The following is a 14,678-nucleotide window of genomic DNA, read 5'->3' on the forward strand; positions in this document are numbered from 1 at the left end:
AATGATGTTACGATCTCAATTTGAAGAAGATTTGGAGAAATTGCACAACCAGTTCTATGCCATGGGACAAGAAGTGCTCTCACAAATCAATCGTACAGTGCGTGCCTTTGTCACACATGACCGTGATTTGGCAAAAGAAGTTATTGAGGAAGATGCAGAAGTAAATGGATATGAAGTGAAACTCGAAAAGAAATCATTTGAAATGATTGCGCTTCAACAACCTGTTTCTCAAGACCTCCGTACTGTATTGACCGTTCTTAAGGCAGTATCAGACCTGGAACGCATGGGAGACCATGCAGTGTCAATCGCAAAAGCAACTATTCGTATGAAGGGGGAACAACGCATTCCTGCAGTTGAAGAAGAGATCAAAAAGATGGGACGCGATGTGAAAAACTTCGTCGAAGCGGCTCTAGATCTCTATCTGAACGGTTCGGTGGATCAAGCCTACGAAGTAGCAGCGATGGACGAAAAAATCAACCATTACTTTGATAGCATTCGTGATTTGGCTACAGAAGAAATTAAGAAACATCCTGAAGCCATCGTTACAGGCCGTGATTACTTCCAGGTCATTTCCTTCTTGGAACGTATCGGAGACTACGCTAAAAATATCTGTGAATGGGTTGTTTACTTTGAAACAGGGAAGATTGTCGAGCTATAAGAAACGGTTTAAATATACAGAATAAAAGGCTGATTGTGATAAATCAGTCTTCTTTTTATGAGAAGAATTATTTTACATTCAAAATCTCTAAAAGGGTTGACAACTATTTTTAAAAGAGTTATAATTATTCAGAAATAACAGAAAGGTCGTTTATTTATGAAATTTAAAAAATGGATGTTAGTTGTATGTAGCATGCTTGCCAGCATGGTTTTGGTAGCTTGCCAGTCAGGAACGGATAGCTCCCAGTCTGCTGTGGACGCTATCAAACAAAAAGGAAAGCTAGTCGTTGCGACCAGTCCAGACTATGCACCATTTGAATTCCAATCCTTGGTAGATGGTAAAAACCAAGTGGTTGGGGCAGATATTGATATGGCTCAAGCGATTGCGGATGAGCTTGGGGTTAAACTTGAAATCTCTAGCATGAGTTTTGACAATGTTTTGACCAGCCTTCAAACTGGAAAGGCTGACTTAGCCATTGCAGGAATTAGTGCCACAGATGAAAGAAAGGAAGTCTTTGACTTTTCAATCCCTTACTATGAAAACAAGATGAGTTTCTTGGTTAGAAAAGCCGATTTAGATAAGTACAAGGATCTTTCAAGCCTCGCAAGTGCCAATATCGCTGCTCAAAAGGGAACCGTTCCAGAAACTATGGTGAAGGAACAATTGCCAAATGCCCAATTGACATCCTTGACCAATATGGGGGAAGCAGTCAATGAATTGCAGGCTGGAAAAGTGGATGCTGTTCATATGGATGAACCAGTTGCTCTTAGCTACGCAGGTAAAAACTCAGATCTTGCCGTTGCAACTGTTAATTTGACGATGAAAGATGGCGAAGCCAATGCTGTTGCTATTAAGAAGAATCAATCAGACTTGAAAGCAGTAGTCGATAAGGTTATCCAAAAACTAAAAGATGACGGAACCTATCAAACTTATCTTGAAAAAGCAGCGAAACTAACAGAAGTTGAACAATAAGAAAAGAGCAGAGTTGGACTTTAATCCAATTCTGCTTTTATGTATTCTAATAACTCTTCTAGATTTTCGAGAGAGACTTTGGCGAACTGATAAGGGCAGGCATCCAAATAAGCCTTCTCAAAAAAGTCTAGTTTGAGTGAGCTGTGTTTTAAACTGGCGATTTTAGGATAGTACCTCAAATCAAGCAGAAGACCATCGTGTAGAGGATAGTGGGGCAAGGGACAGGTGTTTTCTTCAAGCACTTTCTTTATCTGAGCCTGATAGTTCTCTTGAAGGGTCAGCCTAGCCAGTCGATTTTTTTCAAATAACTGACTGTCGATGTAAAGAGAGAGTGCCTTTTGCATGATGAGATTGCTGTCATAGTCCAGGATATTTTTGTAGGAAACAAAAGCCTCTTTTAGGGCATTTGGGAGAATGAGAGCGGTGATACGAAGGGCTGGAAAGAGACTTGTTGAGAAGGACTTGATATAAATGACCCGATCCTCAGTGTCCAGATAGTGGAAGGTCTGCCCTTTTTTAGGATCTAAATCTCCTAGATAGTCATCCTCTACGATGTAAACACCATACTGGTTTGCTAAATCCAGAATAGCCCTCTTTTCCTGATCAGAGTAGGAATGACCTAGGGGATAGTGGAAGCGAGGAATGGTATAGAAAAACTTGATTTTCCCAGATTTGAACTGTTCTTCTAGTTCGTCAAGGTCAATCCCATCGATTCGGCGTTCAATGGTCCTGTAGGCCAATCCCTGAGCGACCAATAGGCGATTCATCCGGTGATAGGTAGGTTGTTCAACTAAAATCTCCGCTCCCTTGCTCGGGAAGTCAATCTGAGAAAGGATAAAGAGAGCTTGTTGGGTACCAGATGTTAGAACCAGTTGGTCGGGTTTGCAGTAGAGGGCTTGGTCGAAAAGAAGTTGATGGACAGATTGTCTCAGTTCCTCAAGTCCTTCTTGGTTATCATAGTAGTTGAAGAGGTAGTTTTCTCGACCTATCAGGGTTTCATTGACACAGAGTCGGAAGTCGTCATAGGCACTGGCGTGTTCGTCAGTGACTTCGATTTCCAAGTCTTGGTGCTGTCCTTGTTCCAGAACATAGTAGCCACTTTGGGGTTTGGCATAGAGGTATTGTTCATGGCGTAATTCCAATAGGGCTCGTTGGATAGTATCCTTGCTACAGTGGAAGTCTTGGCTCAGTTGACGGATAGAGGGAAGTCGGCTACCTGTTGGGAATTTTCCTGATTCGATTCCTTTTTTTAGAAAGGAAACAACTGCTTGGTATTTACTTTCTTTCTTCATTCCAGACCTCCTTTGATTTTGTTACATTGTACCTTTTTTTTGCCTCCTTTGCAATGGGAAAAGCATTTCTCCCTTTCACATCTAAGAGCAAATGTGGTATACTTAGAAAGTATAATGATTCATTGAAAAGAAGATAAGAAAGAGAATGGATAGAAAAGTGCAGGAACCAGTAAAATTATTTCAATACAATACTCTAGGTGCCCTAATGGCAGGTCTCTATGGCGGAACCATGACAGTGGGAGAATTGCTGGAACATGGTGACCTCGGCTTGGGAACTTTGGATTCGATTGATGGGGAGTTGATTGTCCTTGATGGCAAGGCATATCAAGCCAAGGGATCTGGTCAAACGCCTGAAATCGTTGAAGTTGCAGCAGATGCTCTTATTCCCTATGCAGCAGTGGTCCCCCATCAGGCAGAAGTGATTTTTCGTCAGCGTTTTGAGATGACAGATAAGGAATTGGAAAAGCGAATTGAGTCCTACTATGATGGGGAAAATCTTTTTCGTTCCATCAAGATTCATGGCGAATTTTCACAAATGCACGTACGGATGATTCCCAAATCCACACCTGATACCAAGTTTGCTGATGTCGCGACTCACCAACCTGAATATAGCCGTGAAAATGTATCGGGAACCATTGTTGGATTTTGGACACCGGAGATTTTCCATGGGGTGAGTGTTGCAGGCTACCATTTGCATTTTATCTCAGATGACTTGACCTTTGGTGGGCATGTGATGGACTTTGTTATCAAAGAAGGAATGATCGAGGTTGGGGCAGTCGACCAGTTGGACCAACGTTTTCCAGTCCAAGATCGCCAGTATTTATTTGCGAAATTTAACGTTGACGAGATGAAGAAAGATATTGATAAGTCAGAATAGGAGAAAAAGATGACAGTACATATTATCCTTACCATGGTTGCTTTGGTTCTCATTCTAGTAAGTGGAACTTGGTATGCCAAAAAACGGTTTAAAATCTCTCTTGCAGTGATGGGTTTAGGGGCAATCGTATTTTTTGTTTCTTCTCAAGTGTTAGAGAAGATGGTTCACCTTCTGGTACTTCATCCGCAAAAAGACGGAACCATTTTACTCGCGCAGGAGCATCCTTTCTTATACGTCCTTTATGGGATCGCTATGGCAGCCCTCTTTGAAGAGACGGCCCGTTTTATCTTTTTTAAATGGTTGGAGAAAAAGAGAAAGTTGGAAGATAGAGATGCTTTGGCTTATGGTTTAGGACATGGAGGTTTGGAGATGCTCTACCTCGGAATGGGAAGTTTGATTAGCCTTTTGATCCTCTTTTCACTCCTACAATCTTCAAACTCTGATGCGGCGAATCTTCTTACAAAGAGTACATTAGAAACAGTTCAGTCTCTATCAGCATGGCAGGTCTATCTACTAGGAGTTGAGCGTGTCCTTGCTCTGGTTCTCCAAATTAGCCTTACTGTCTGGGTCTATCAAAGTGTCCGTCAAAAGAAATGGATCTATCTCGTTGCTGCCTATGGTTTGCATGCTTTGTTTGACTTAGCTCCAGCTCTATCTCAAGTGGGATGGATTACAAATCCACTTCTAGTTGAGTTCATTCTTCTCGCAGAACTTATAGCTCTTGTCTGGCTAACAAAATCTACATTTTGGAAAAAATCATAAAAAGAGGGATGACCTCTTTTTTTATGTGAAGATTGGATACAGAAATTTCCAGTCGTCAAAAATCTTTAAAAATGGTATAATGAAATGACTTTACAAAAGGATGAGAGATATGACATTAGTAACTAGAATACAAGAACAATTAGAAGGAATTGATATTCGTTTTAAGGAACCCTTGAAGCTCTATACCTACACTAAGGTAGGGGGACGAGCGGATTATCTGGTTTTACCACGCAATCGCTATGAGATGGCGCGTGTCGTTCAATTTGCCAATCAAGAGAATATTCCTTGGATGGTGCTAGGGAATGCCAGCAATATTATCGTTCGTGACGGTGGAATTCGTGGATTTGTCATCTTGTGTGACAAGCTCAATAACGTTTCAGTTGATGGTTATACCATTGAAGCGGAAGCTGGGGCCAACTTGATTGAAACGACACGTATTGCCCTTCGTCATAGTTTGACTGGTTTCGAGTTTGCCTGTGGCATTCCAGGGAGCGTCGGTGGAGCAGTCTTTATGAATGCGGGTGCCTATGGAGGAGAGATTGCTCATATCTTGCAGTCTTGTCAAGTTTTGACCAAGGAAGGGGAAATCGAGACCTTATCTGCCACGGAATTGGCATTTGGTTACCGTCATTCAGCTGTTCAAGATTCTGGAGCAGTTGTTTTGTCAGCTAAATTTGCCCTATCTTCAGGAAATCATCAGGTTATCAAGCAAGAAATGGATCGCTTGACGCACCTACGTGAACTCAAACAACCTCTAGAATACCCATCTTGTGGTTCAGTCTTTAAGCGTCCTGTTGGTCATTTTGCAGGTCAGTTGATTTCAGAGGCTGGCTTGAAGGGCTACCGTATCGGTGGTGTCGAAGTCTCAGAAAAACATGCAGGCTTTATGATTAATGTAGCCGATGGGACTGCAAGAGATTATGAAGACTTAATTGAGTCTGTCATTGAAAAAGTTAAAGAACATTCAGGTGTTACCTTAGAGCGAGAGGTTCGTATCTTGGGTGAACACGAATAACATTATTTTTACATAGCATTCAAAGATTGGGATTTTATCGCTAAATGAGGTTTAGGTCAATTTATTTCCTACGCTTGTGTTTAGCATTCTAACAAGGTCCCAATCTGTTAATTTACGAAGAAGAAGGAATTTAGAGGAATTGAAAAAACCAATTATTGAATTCAAAAACGTCTCTAAAGTTTTTGAAGACAGCAACACCAAGGTTCTCAAAGACATTAACTTTGAGTTGGAAGAAGGGAAGTTCTACACTCTTTTAGGCGCATCAGGTTCAGGAAAATCAACCATTCTAAACATCATTGCAGGTTTACTGGATGCGACGACAGGAGATATTTTACTGGATGGGGTACGGATCAACGACATCCCAACCAACAAGCGAGACGTCCATACCGTCTTCCAATCCTATGCCTTGTTTCCACATATGAATGTGTTTGAAAATGTTGCCTTTCCACTCCGCTTGCGTAAGATTGACAAGAAAGAAATCGAACAACGTGTTGCGGAAGTTCTCAAGATGGTTCAGTTGGAAGGTTATGAAAAACGTTCCATCCGTAAACTCTCTGGAGGACAACGTCAGCGTGTGGCTATTGCCCGTGCTATCATCAACCAACCTCGTGTGGTTTTGTTGGACGAGCCTTTGTCAGCGCTGGACTTGAAATTGCGAACAGACATGCAGTACGAACTGCGTGAATTGCAACAACGATTGGGGATTACCTTTGTCTTTGTCACTCACGATCAGGAAGAAGCTCTCGCCATGAGTGACTGGATTTTCGTTATGAACGATGGTGAGATTGTTCAGTCTGGAACGCCAGTGGACATCTACGATGAGCCAATCAACCACTTTGTTGCCACCTTTATCGGCGAGTCCAACATTTTGCCAGGAACCATGATTGAGGACTACTTGGTTGAGTTTAACGGCAAACGCTTTGAAGCGGTCGATGGTGGGATGAAGCCAAACGAGCCTGTGGAAGTTGTTATTCGTCCAGAGGACTTGCGCATCACTCTTCCTGAAGAAGGCAAGCTCCAAGTTAAGGTGAATACTCAGCTCTTCCGTGGGGTTCACTACGAAATTATCGCCTATGACGAACTTGGAAATGAATGGATGATCCACTCAACTCGTAAGGCCATTGTGGGTGAGGAAATCGGTCTGGACTTTGAACCAGAAGACATCCACATCATGCGTCTCAACGAAACCGAAGAAGAGTTCGATGCTCGTATCGAAGAATACGTAGAAATCGAAGAGCAAGAAGCAGGTCTGATTAATGCGATCGAGGAGGAAAGAGATGAAGAAAACAACCTCTAAACTCTTTGTAGTGCCCTATATGCTTTGGATTGCCCTTTTTGTTCTCGCACCCTTGATCTTGATTTTCGGTCAATCCTTTTTCAACATTGAAGGGCAGTTTAGTTTAGAAAACTATAAATCCTACTTTGCGTCCCAAAACCTGACCTACCTTAAAATGAGCTTCAACTCTGTGCTTTATGCTGGGATTGTAACTCTAGTGACACTTCTTATCAGCTATCCAACAGCCCTCTTTTTGACTCGTCTCAAGCACCGTCAACTCTGGCTCATGCTGATTATCCTGCCAACATGGATTAACCTGCTCCTTAAGGCTTATGCCTTTATTGGGATTTTTGGTCAAAATGGCTCTATTAACCAATTCTTGGAATTTATCGGAATCGGTTCGCAGCAGTTGCTCTTTACGGATTTCTCCTTTATTTTTGTCGCAAGCTACATCGAGCTTCCATTTATGATTTTGCCGATTTTCAATGTCTTGGATGATATGGATAACAATCTTATCAATGCCAGCTATGACCTCGGTGCGACCAAGTGGGAAACCTTCCGTCATGTTATCTTCCCTTTATCGATGAACGGTGTGAGAAGTGGTGTCCAATCAGTCTTTATCCCTAGTTTGAGTCTCTTCATGCTGACACGTTTGATTGGTGGGAACCGTGTTATCACGCTGGGAACGGCTATTGAGCAGAACTTCCTGACCAATGACAACTATGGAATGGGTTCTACCATCGGTGTGATCCTCATCCTGACCATGTTCATCACCATGTGGGTGACCAAGGAAAGGAGAGAACGATGAAAAAATTTGCCAATCTCTACCTAGCCTTTGTCTTTATCATCCTCTATTTGCCGATTTTTTACTTGATTGGCTATGCCTTTAATGCAGGGGATGATATGAACAGTTTTACCGGCTTTAGTTTGAGCCATTTTCAAACCATGTTTGGTGATGGCCGTCTCATGTTGATCCTCACCCAAACCTTTTTCTTGGCCTTTCTATCAGCCTTGATAGCGACTATTATTGGGACTTTCGGTGCCATCTATATCTATCAATCTCGTAAGAAATACCAAGAAGCCTTTCTATCACTCAATAATATCCTCATGGTTGCGCCTGACGTTATGATTGGTGCTAGCTTCTTGATTCTCTTTACCCAGCTTAAGTTTTCACTTGGCTTTTTGACGGTTCTATCTAGTCACGTGGCTTTTTCGATTCCTATCGTAGTCTTGATGGTCTTGCCTCGTCTCAAGGAGATGAATGATGACATGATTCATGCGGCTTATGATCTTGGTGCTAGCCAGTTTCAGATGTTCAAGGAAATCATGCTTCCTTACCTGACTCCGTCTATCATTGCAGGTTATTTCATGGCCTTCACCTATTCACTAGATGACTTTGCTGTGACCTTCTTTGTCACAGGGAATGGCTTTTCAACCCTGTCAGTCGAGATTTACTCTCGTGCTCGTAAGGGGATTTCTCTAGAAATCAATGCCCTGTCTGCCCTTGTCTTTCTCTTTAGTATTATCCTGGTTGTTGGCTATTACTTTATCTCACGTGAGAAGGAGGAGCAAGCATGAAAAAACTCTATTCATTTTTAGCAGGAATTGTAGCGATTATCCTTGTCTTGTGGGGAATTGCGACTCATATAGATAGTAAAATCAATAGCCGAGATAGTCAAAAACTGGTCATTTACAACTGGGGGGACTACATCGATCCCGAACTTTTGGAGCAATTCACAGAAGAAACAGGCATCCAAGTCCAGTACGAGACCTTTGACTCCAACGAGGCCATGTATACCAAGATCAAGCAGGGTGGAACGACCTACGACATTGCCATCCCAAGTGAATACATGATCAACAAGATGAAGGACGAAGACCTCTTGGTTCCGCTTGATTATTCAAAAATTGAAGGAATCGAAAATATCGGACCTGAGTTCCTCAACCAGTCTTTTGACCCGGGCAACAAATTCTCCATCCCGTACTTCTGGGGAACCTTGGGAATTGTTTACAATGAAACCATGATAGATGAGGCGCCTGAGCATTGGGATGACCTCTGGAAACCAGAATACAAGGATTCCATCATGCTCTTTGATGGAGCGCGTGAGGTACTGGGACTCGGGCTTAACTCACTTGGTTACAGTCTCAACTCCAAGGATCCTCAGCAGTTGGAAGAGACAGTGGATAAGCTCTACAAACTGACTCCAAATATTAAGGCCATCGTGGCTGACGAGATGAAGGGTTACATGATTCAGAACAACGCGGCTATCGGTGTGACCTTCTCTGGGGAAGCCAGCCAGATGTTGGAGAAAAATCCTAATCTCAAGTATGTCGTTCCGACAGAGGCCAGCAATCTCTGGTTTGACAACATGGTCATTCCAAAAACCGTGAAAAACCAAGATGCCGCCTATGCCTTTATCAACTTTATGATAAAACCCGAAAATGCTCTTAAAAATGCAGAATATGTCGGCTATGCAACACCAAATAACACAGCCAAGGAATTGCTCCCAGAGGAGACCAAAGAAGACAAGTCCTTCTATCCAGACGCTGATACCATGAAAAACCTAGAAGTTTATGAGAAGTTTGACCATAAATGGACAGGCAAATATAGCGACCTCTTCCTACAGTTTAAAATGTACCGGAAGTAGAAGATATGCTTTCTTGTCAGCTTTCCCAGTTGACGCAGAACCCAAAAAACGATATAATAAGAAAGTTGAGAATTGGTTTTCTCTCCATCTTAGTCCAGAGAATTGGCGGTGCTGCAAGCCATCTAAGGTAGGAAATCATGCTACTCAATCAGACAATTGCATAAGATTTTGAGAATGATAAGTTCATTGAATGAAGGTGGTACCGCGGTTTTTCGCCCTTCGTGATGTGAGCTTGTCTTTTGATTTTTGGAGGTGTTTATGAAGACATTTCTCGTGAAACAAAAGTTTCGTCTTGGAGGCGAACGCTTCGATATCAAGGATGATAGAGGAGTAGTGAACTATCAGGTAGAGGGATCATTTTTTAAGATTCCCAAAACTTTTACCATCTATGATGCTAATGGTGAACAAGTCAGTCAGATCAGTAAAGAAATCTTGACCTTGCTTCCTCGTTTTGGGATTCAGCTTCGGGATGGCTCGAGTTTTGTCATTCGCAAGAAGTTGACCTTCTGGCGAGATAAGTATGAGTTTGATAATCTAGGTCTTCGTATCGAGGGCAATATCTGGGATTTGAATTTCAAATTGCTGGATGATCGCGATCAGCTGATTGCGGAAATTAAGAAGGAACTCTTCCATCTGACCTCTACCTATACCGTAACGGTTCTTGAAGACGCTTATGCAGACCTAGTCATTTCCCTCTGTGTCGCGATTGACTATGTGGAAATGCTGGAAAGCCAATCACATTAAACAAGTGAATAAGGAGACAATATGAAACAACTATCTAGTGCACAAGTACGCCAAATGTGGCTTGATTTCTGGGCGACCAAAGGTCACTCAGTAGAACCATCAGTAAGTTTGGTTCCTGTAAATGACCCAACTCTTTTGTGGATCAACTCTGGGGTAGCAACCCTTAAGAAATACTTTGACGGGACCATTATCCCTGAAAATCCACGTATTACCAATGCCCAAAAGGCTATCCGTACCAACGACATCGAAAACGTAGGGAAGACCGCGCGTCACCATACCATGTTTGAAATGCTGGGGAACTTCTCTATCGGGGATTACTTCCGTGACGAAGCTATCACTTGGGCTTATGAGCTTTTGACAAGCCCTGAATGGTTTGATTTCCCTGCTGAAAAACTTTACATGACTTACTATCCAGATGATAAAGATTCTTACAACCGCTGGATTGAAGTGGGAGTGGACCCAAGTCACTTGATTCCGATCGAGGACAACTTCTGGGAAATCGGTGCGGGACCTTCTGGACCTGATACAGAGATTTTCTTTGACCGTGGAGAAGCCTTTGACCCAGAAAATATCGGTCTTCGTTTACTTGCAGAAGATATTGAAAACGACCGTTACATCGAAATCTGGAACATCGTTTTGTCACAATTTAACGCAGACCCTGCTGTTCCTCGTAGCGAGTACAAGGAATTGCCACACAAGAACATTGATACGGGCGCTGGTTTGGAGCGTTTGGTGGCGGTTATCCAAGGGGCTAAGACAAACTTTGAAACAGACCTCTTCATGCCAATCATTCGTGAAGTCGAGAAATTGTCTGGTAAGGTTTATGACCAAGATGGCGACAACATGAGCTTCAAGGTCATCGCTGACCACATCCGTTCACTTTCATTTGCCATCGGTGATGGTGCCCTTCCAGGAAATGAAGGTCGTGGTTATGTCCTTCGTCGTCTTCTCCGTCGTGCTTCTATGCATGGTCAAAAATTGGGTATCAACGAGCCTTTCCTTTACAAACTCGTTCCAACTGTTGGAAAAATCATGGAAAGCTACTACCCAGAAGTGCTTGAGAAACGTGACTTTATTGAGAAAATCGTTAAGAGCGAAGAAGAATCATTTGCCCGTACCCTTCACTCAGGTCAACACTTTGCCCAAGGCATTGTAGCAGACTTGAAAGAAAAAGGTCAATCTGTTATCGCTGGTTCAGATGTCTTCAAACTCTATGATACTTATGGGTTCCCAGTTGAATTGACTGAAGAAATCGCTGAAGAAGCTGGTATGACTGTAGACCGTGAAGGTTTTGAAGCAGCCATGAAAGAGCAGCAAGAACGTGCGCGTGCGTCAGCTGTCAAAGGCGGCTCAATGGGAATGCAAAATGAAACCCTCCAAAACATTACAGTGGAAAGTGTCTTCAACTACAATGCTAGTCAATTGCCTTCTAAGTTGGTGGCTATTGTAGCTGACAATGCTGAAGTTGAAGCTGTTTCAGAAGGAACTGCCTCTCTGATCTTTGCAGAGACTCCATTCTACGCTGAAATGGGTGGACAGGTAGCTGACCATGGTCAAATCTTGGATGCTACAGGAAACCTTGTAGCTACAGTGACAGATGTTCAAAAAGCGCCAAACGGACAAGCTCTTCACACGGTTGAAGTTCTTGCACCGCTTGCTTTGAACCAAGAATACACCTTGGCCATCGATACCAATCGCCGTCACCGTGTCATGAAAAACCATACAGCAACTCACTTGCTCCATGCAGCCCTTCACAATATCCTTGGAAACCATGCGACACAAGCAGGATCCCTTAACGAAGTCGAATTTCTTCGCTTTGACTTCACACACTTCCAAGCAGTAACTCCTGAAGAATTGCGTGCCATTGAACAACAGGTCAATGAGAAAATCTGGGAAGCAATTGCTGTAGAAACTGTTGAGACAGATATTGACACTGCTAAAGAAATGGGAGCTATGGCCCTCTTTGGTGAGAAATACGGTAAAGAAGTTCGTGTTGTGACTATCGGTGATTACTCTGTTGAGCTTTGTGGTGGTACCCACGTTGGCAACACTTCTGAGATTGGTCTCTTCAAGATTGTCAAAGAAGAAGGAATCGGATCAGGAACTCGCCGTATCTTGGCAGTGACTGGTAAGGAAGCCTTTGAAGCCTACCGCGAACAAGAAGATGCTTTGAAAGCAGTCGCAGCAACCTTGAAAGCACCTCAACTCAAAGAAGTACCTCATAAGGTTGAAGGACTTCAAGAACAACTTCGTCAGCTCCAAAAAGAAAATGCTGAGTTGAAAGAAAAAGCAGCGGCAGCGGCAGCAGGCGATGTCTTTAAGAATGTTCAAGAAGCAAACGGCCGCCGTTACATTGCAAGCCAAATTTCTGTATCAGATGCAGGTGCCCTTCGTACCTTTGCGGATAACTGGAAACAAAAAGACTACTCTGATGTGCTTGTCCTAGTTGCCGCTATCAGTGACAAGGTGAACGTTCTTGTAGCTAGCAAGACAAAAGATGTGCATGCAGGAAACCTTGTCAAAGAATTGGCTCCAATCGTCGATGGACGTGGTGGTGGTAAACCAGACATGGCCATGGCAGGAGGAAGCAATCAAGCGAAAATCCAAGAACTCTTGGAGGCAGTAGCAGGTAAATTATAAGACAATGAAGATCTATCCATTAGGGTAGGTCTTTTTGTGAATACAAAAAAGCCAAACCCGGTTGGATTTGACTTGTAACTGATAGGTTTATTTTGCTGCCCAGACACTGACTGAACCTGCTGCTACTGGAAATTCTCCATAACCGTCAGCATTGATTGTAACTTGTGCTGAATGATTTTCAAGGAGATCAATAAATGTTTGGTCAGCCCATTCTTGCCCGACAAACATTGACTTGCTGTTTTCTTGGTCATTTGAAATCAAGACTGCGATTGGGGATTGATCTTCAGCACCTGAACGAACCCAACCGATACAGTTGGTATCATCAAAGTAGTCTGTTTGCTCTCCATAGGCTAAATCTTTTCGGATGGCTAGGAGACGATCAAGAACTTCTCTGAAATCTTCTTGGGCATATTGCCCTGAAATGCCGTAATAATCTCCGTAAAAGACACATGGAAGACCATCTTGGCGTAATAGAATAAGGGCATAGGCTGCTGGCTTGAACCATTCTTCAACAGTCGATTCGAGGGCTTGTCCTCGTTGAGTATCATGGTTGTCAACGAAAGTGACAGCCTTGTCAGGCTTGAGTTCAACCAAGCTATCAGTAAAGATAGTACGGAGGTCGTAGCTTGCTCCAGCTTGACTGGCTTCAAAGAGATTCTGGTGGAGACGAACATCGACAAGGTCAAAACGTTCCTCTGTTTTTTCGAGATAGTCTAGGTTGGCTTCTTTATCTGGATTCCAAAATTCACCAAAAACATAGAAATCTTGACCATATTTTTCCTTCATATCACGGATGAAATTGCGCATAAAGAAAGAGTCAATGTGTTTGACGGCATCCAAGCGGAAACCAGCAATACCAGTCGTTTCCATGAACCAGTCAGCCCAGTCATAGATATTTTTGATCACTTCAGGATGCTTAAAGTCTAGATCGGCATACATGAGGTAGTCGTAGTTGCCGTTTTCATTATCGACCAATTCCTCGTTTGCCCAGCCCTTGTTGTCCCCTTGGATCAGGTAAATGCCAGATTTACGGCGTTTGGCATCGTAGTCTGTGCCAGTAAAGTGGTACCAGTGCCAGTGGAAGTCATTGTAGGTATTTTGACGACCATCGAAAGTAAAGTGAGTCCAGCCATTGATAGTGAAGGGCTCGCTTAGTTGAACGGTACGATCCTCAGGATCCACTTCAATAACCTGAAAGGATTCCATGTGATCGGCTGCAGCCTTGTGATTGAGCACCACATCGGCCATAGGTCGAATTCCCTGAGCCTTTAGGGCTTGAATGGCTTGAAGATAGTCTTCTTTAAACCCATACTTGGTACGGACAGTCCCTTTTTGGTGAAATTCACCTAGGTCAAAAAGATCGTAAACACCATAGCCGACATCTTTTTCGTTGGTTGCCTTGAAGGCAGGTGGCATCCAGACATGGCTGATACCAAGGTTTGCTAGGTGCTCTGCATCATTTGTCAGTCGCGTCCAGTGTTGGCCGTCGTGAGGCAGATACCATTCAAAGTATTGCATAAGTGTCTGATTTTGCATTGTTTTTCCTCTTGCTTATCAATGTTGTGTTTTATTCTACCATAAAGTTTAGAACTAGGCAAACGTTTGCGCAATTTTCTATACTCATTTCTAGAATTGTCTATTTTTAGCGAATAGAATCTCTCCTTCCATTATAAGGGAAAAGATGTTTTGGTGAAAAAGTAAATGGAATAAACTTGTTTTAACAAAAATGGCACTTAGTAAACTAAAGTAAAAATGGATAAGCGGTTTCTTTTTTGAGAATTGTCACAAAATTTGCTA

The 14,678-nt window shown here is 42.8% G+C and carries 13 protein-coding genes; 11 read left to right on the plus strand and 2 right to left on the minus strand.

What is annotated here, in order from left to right; all coding sequences use genetic code 11:
- Positions 1-4: 4 nt before the first annotated feature.
- Together phoU and EKB01_RS01405 are read left to right on the plus strand one after the other, a co-directional pair.
- On the plus strand, positions 5-658 hold the full coding sequence (gene phoU, locus EKB01_RS01400; protein WP_000946475.1) for a phosphate signaling complex protein PhoU: 654 nt from the start codon (positions 5-7) through the stop codon (positions 656-658).
- Positions 659-814: 156 nt separating this feature from the next.
- Complete coding sequence (locus EKB01_RS01405; protein ID WP_167265373.1) at positions 815-1,630, plus strand: ABC transporter substrate-binding protein; 816 nt, start codon at positions 815-817, stop codon at positions 1,628-1,630.
- A 20-nt stretch (positions 1,631-1,650) separates the two neighbouring features.
- Here the strand turns inward: EKB01_RS01405 and EKB01_RS01410 are convergent, their stop codons facing one another.
- Positions 1,651-2,922: a PLP-dependent aminotransferase family protein gene (locus EKB01_RS01410; protein WP_167265374.1), complete on the minus strand. Its 1,272-nt coding sequence runs from the start codon at positions 2,920-2,922 to the stop codon at positions 1,651-1,653.
- A gap of 145 nt (positions 2,923-3,067) precedes the next feature.
- Between EKB01_RS01410 and budA the strand changes: the two genes are divergently transcribed.
- The 9 genes from budA to alaS all read left to right on the plus strand — a co-directional run bounded on the left by budA (position 3,068) and on the right by alaS (position 12,881).
- Entirely contained in the window at positions 3,068-3,799 is a 732-nt protein-coding gene (gene budA, locus EKB01_RS01415) for an acetolactate decarboxylase (protein WP_000375405.1), read from the plus strand.
- A 9-nt stretch (positions 3,800-3,808) separates the two neighbouring features.
- The gene (locus tag EKB01_RS01420) at positions 3,809-4,561 is read left to right on the plus strand and encodes a YhfC family glutamic-type intramembrane protease (protein ID WP_167265376.1); all 753 of its coding nucleotides are present in this window, start codon (positions 3,809-3,811) and stop codon (positions 4,559-4,561) included.
- A 109-nt stretch (positions 4,562-4,670) separates the two neighbouring features.
- Complete coding sequence (gene murB / locus EKB01_RS01425) at positions 4,671-5,576, plus strand: UDP-N-acetylmuramate dehydrogenase (protein WP_167265378.1); 906 nt, start codon at positions 4,671-4,673, stop codon at positions 5,574-5,576.
- 139 nt (positions 5,577-5,715) lie between these two features.
- Positions 5,716-6,873 (plus strand): ABC transporter ATP-binding protein, encoded by a 1,158-nt coding sequence (locus EKB01_RS01430; protein ID WP_033585621.1) that lies wholly within the window; start codon positions 5,716-5,718, stop codon positions 6,871-6,873.
- Positions 6,854-7,660 (plus strand): ABC transporter permease, encoded by an 807-nt coding sequence (locus EKB01_RS01435; protein WP_033585623.1) that lies wholly within the window; start codon positions 6,854-6,856, stop codon positions 7,658-7,660. Before EKB01_RS01430 ends, EKB01_RS01435 begins: the two co-directional genes overlap by 20 nt.
- A complete protein-coding gene (locus tag EKB01_RS01440) occupies positions 7,657-8,430 on the plus strand; it encodes an ABC transporter permease (protein WP_000712722.1) in 774 nt (257 codons plus the stop codon). The genes EKB01_RS01435 and EKB01_RS01440 overlap by 4 nt, the downstream gene beginning before the upstream one ends.
- Positions 8,427-9,497: an ABC transporter substrate-binding protein gene (locus tag EKB01_RS01445; RefSeq protein WP_167265380.1), complete on the plus strand. Its 1,071-nt coding sequence runs from the start codon at positions 8,427-8,429 to the stop codon at positions 9,495-9,497. Before EKB01_RS01440 ends, EKB01_RS01445 begins: the two co-directional genes overlap by 4 nt.
- Positions 9,498-9,755: 258 nt before the next feature.
- On the plus strand, positions 9,756-10,241 hold the full coding sequence (locus EKB01_RS01450; protein WP_167265382.1) for an LURP-one-related/scramblase family protein: 486 nt from the start codon (positions 9,756-9,758) through the stop codon (positions 10,239-10,241).
- A gap of 21 nt (positions 10,242-10,262) precedes the next feature.
- Positions 10,263-12,881 (plus strand): alanine--tRNA ligase, encoded by a 2,619-nt coding sequence (gene alaS / locus EKB01_RS01455; protein WP_167265384.1) that lies wholly within the window; start codon positions 10,263-10,265, stop codon positions 12,879-12,881.
- Between the two features lie 87 nt (positions 12,882-12,968).
- Here the strand turns inward: alaS and EKB01_RS01460 are convergent, their stop codons facing one another.
- Positions 12,969-14,417 carry an alpha-amylase gene (locus EKB01_RS01460; protein WP_167265386.1) on the minus strand — a complete coding sequence of 483 codons (1,449 nt, stop codon included), beginning with the start codon at positions 14,415-14,417 and terminating at the stop codon, positions 12,969-12,971.
- Between the last annotated feature and the right edge of the window lie 261 nt (positions 14,418-14,678).

The organism is Streptococcus sp. CCUG 71758 (assembly GCF_011714815.1).
In the GTDB taxonomy this organism is placed as follows: domain Bacteria; phylum Bacillota; class Bacilli; order Lactobacillales; family Streptococcaceae; genus Streptococcus; species Streptococcus halitosis.

Coding starts and splice junctions, on each gene's coding strand:
- EKB01_RS01460 (WP_167265386.1), bottom strand. CDS start 14,417: ATGCAAAATCAGACACTTATGCAATACTTTGAATGGTATCTGCCTCAC.
- EKB01_RS01445 (WP_167265380.1), top strand. CDS start 8,427: ATGAAAAAACTCTATTCATTTTTAGCAGGAATTGTAGCGATTATCCTT.
- alaS (WP_167265384.1), top strand. CDS start 10,263: ATGAAACAACTATCTAGTGCACAAGTACGCCAAATGTGGCTTGATTTC.
- EKB01_RS01420 (WP_167265376.1), top strand. CDS start 3,809: ATGACAGTACATATTATCCTTACCATGGTTGCTTTGGTTCTCATTCTA.
- EKB01_RS01435 (WP_033585623.1), top strand. CDS start 6,854: ATGAAGAAAACAACCTCTAAACTCTTTGTAGTGCCCTATATGCTTTGG.
- EKB01_RS01450 (WP_167265382.1), top strand. CDS start 9,756: ATGAAGACATTTCTCGTGAAACAAAAGTTTCGTCTTGGAGGCGAACGC.
- EKB01_RS01405 (WP_167265373.1), top strand. CDS start 815: ATGAAATTTAAAAAATGGATGTTAGTTGTATGTAGCATGCTTGCCAGC.
- EKB01_RS01440 (WP_000712722.1), top strand. CDS start 7,657: ATGAAAAAATTTGCCAATCTCTACCTAGCCTTTGTCTTTATCATCCTC.
- EKB01_RS01410 (WP_167265374.1), bottom strand. CDS start 2,922: ATGAAGAAAGAAAGTAAATACCAAGCAGTTGTTTCCTTTCTAAAAAAA.
- phoU (WP_000946475.1), top strand. CDS start 5: ATGTTACGATCTCAATTTGAAGAAGATTTGGAGAAATTGCACAACCAG.
- murB (WP_167265378.1), top strand. CDS start 4,671: ATGACATTAGTAACTAGAATACAAGAACAATTAGAAGGAATTGATATT.
- budA (WP_000375405.1), top strand. CDS start 3,068: ATGGATAGAAAAGTGCAGGAACCAGTAAAATTATTTCAATACAATACT.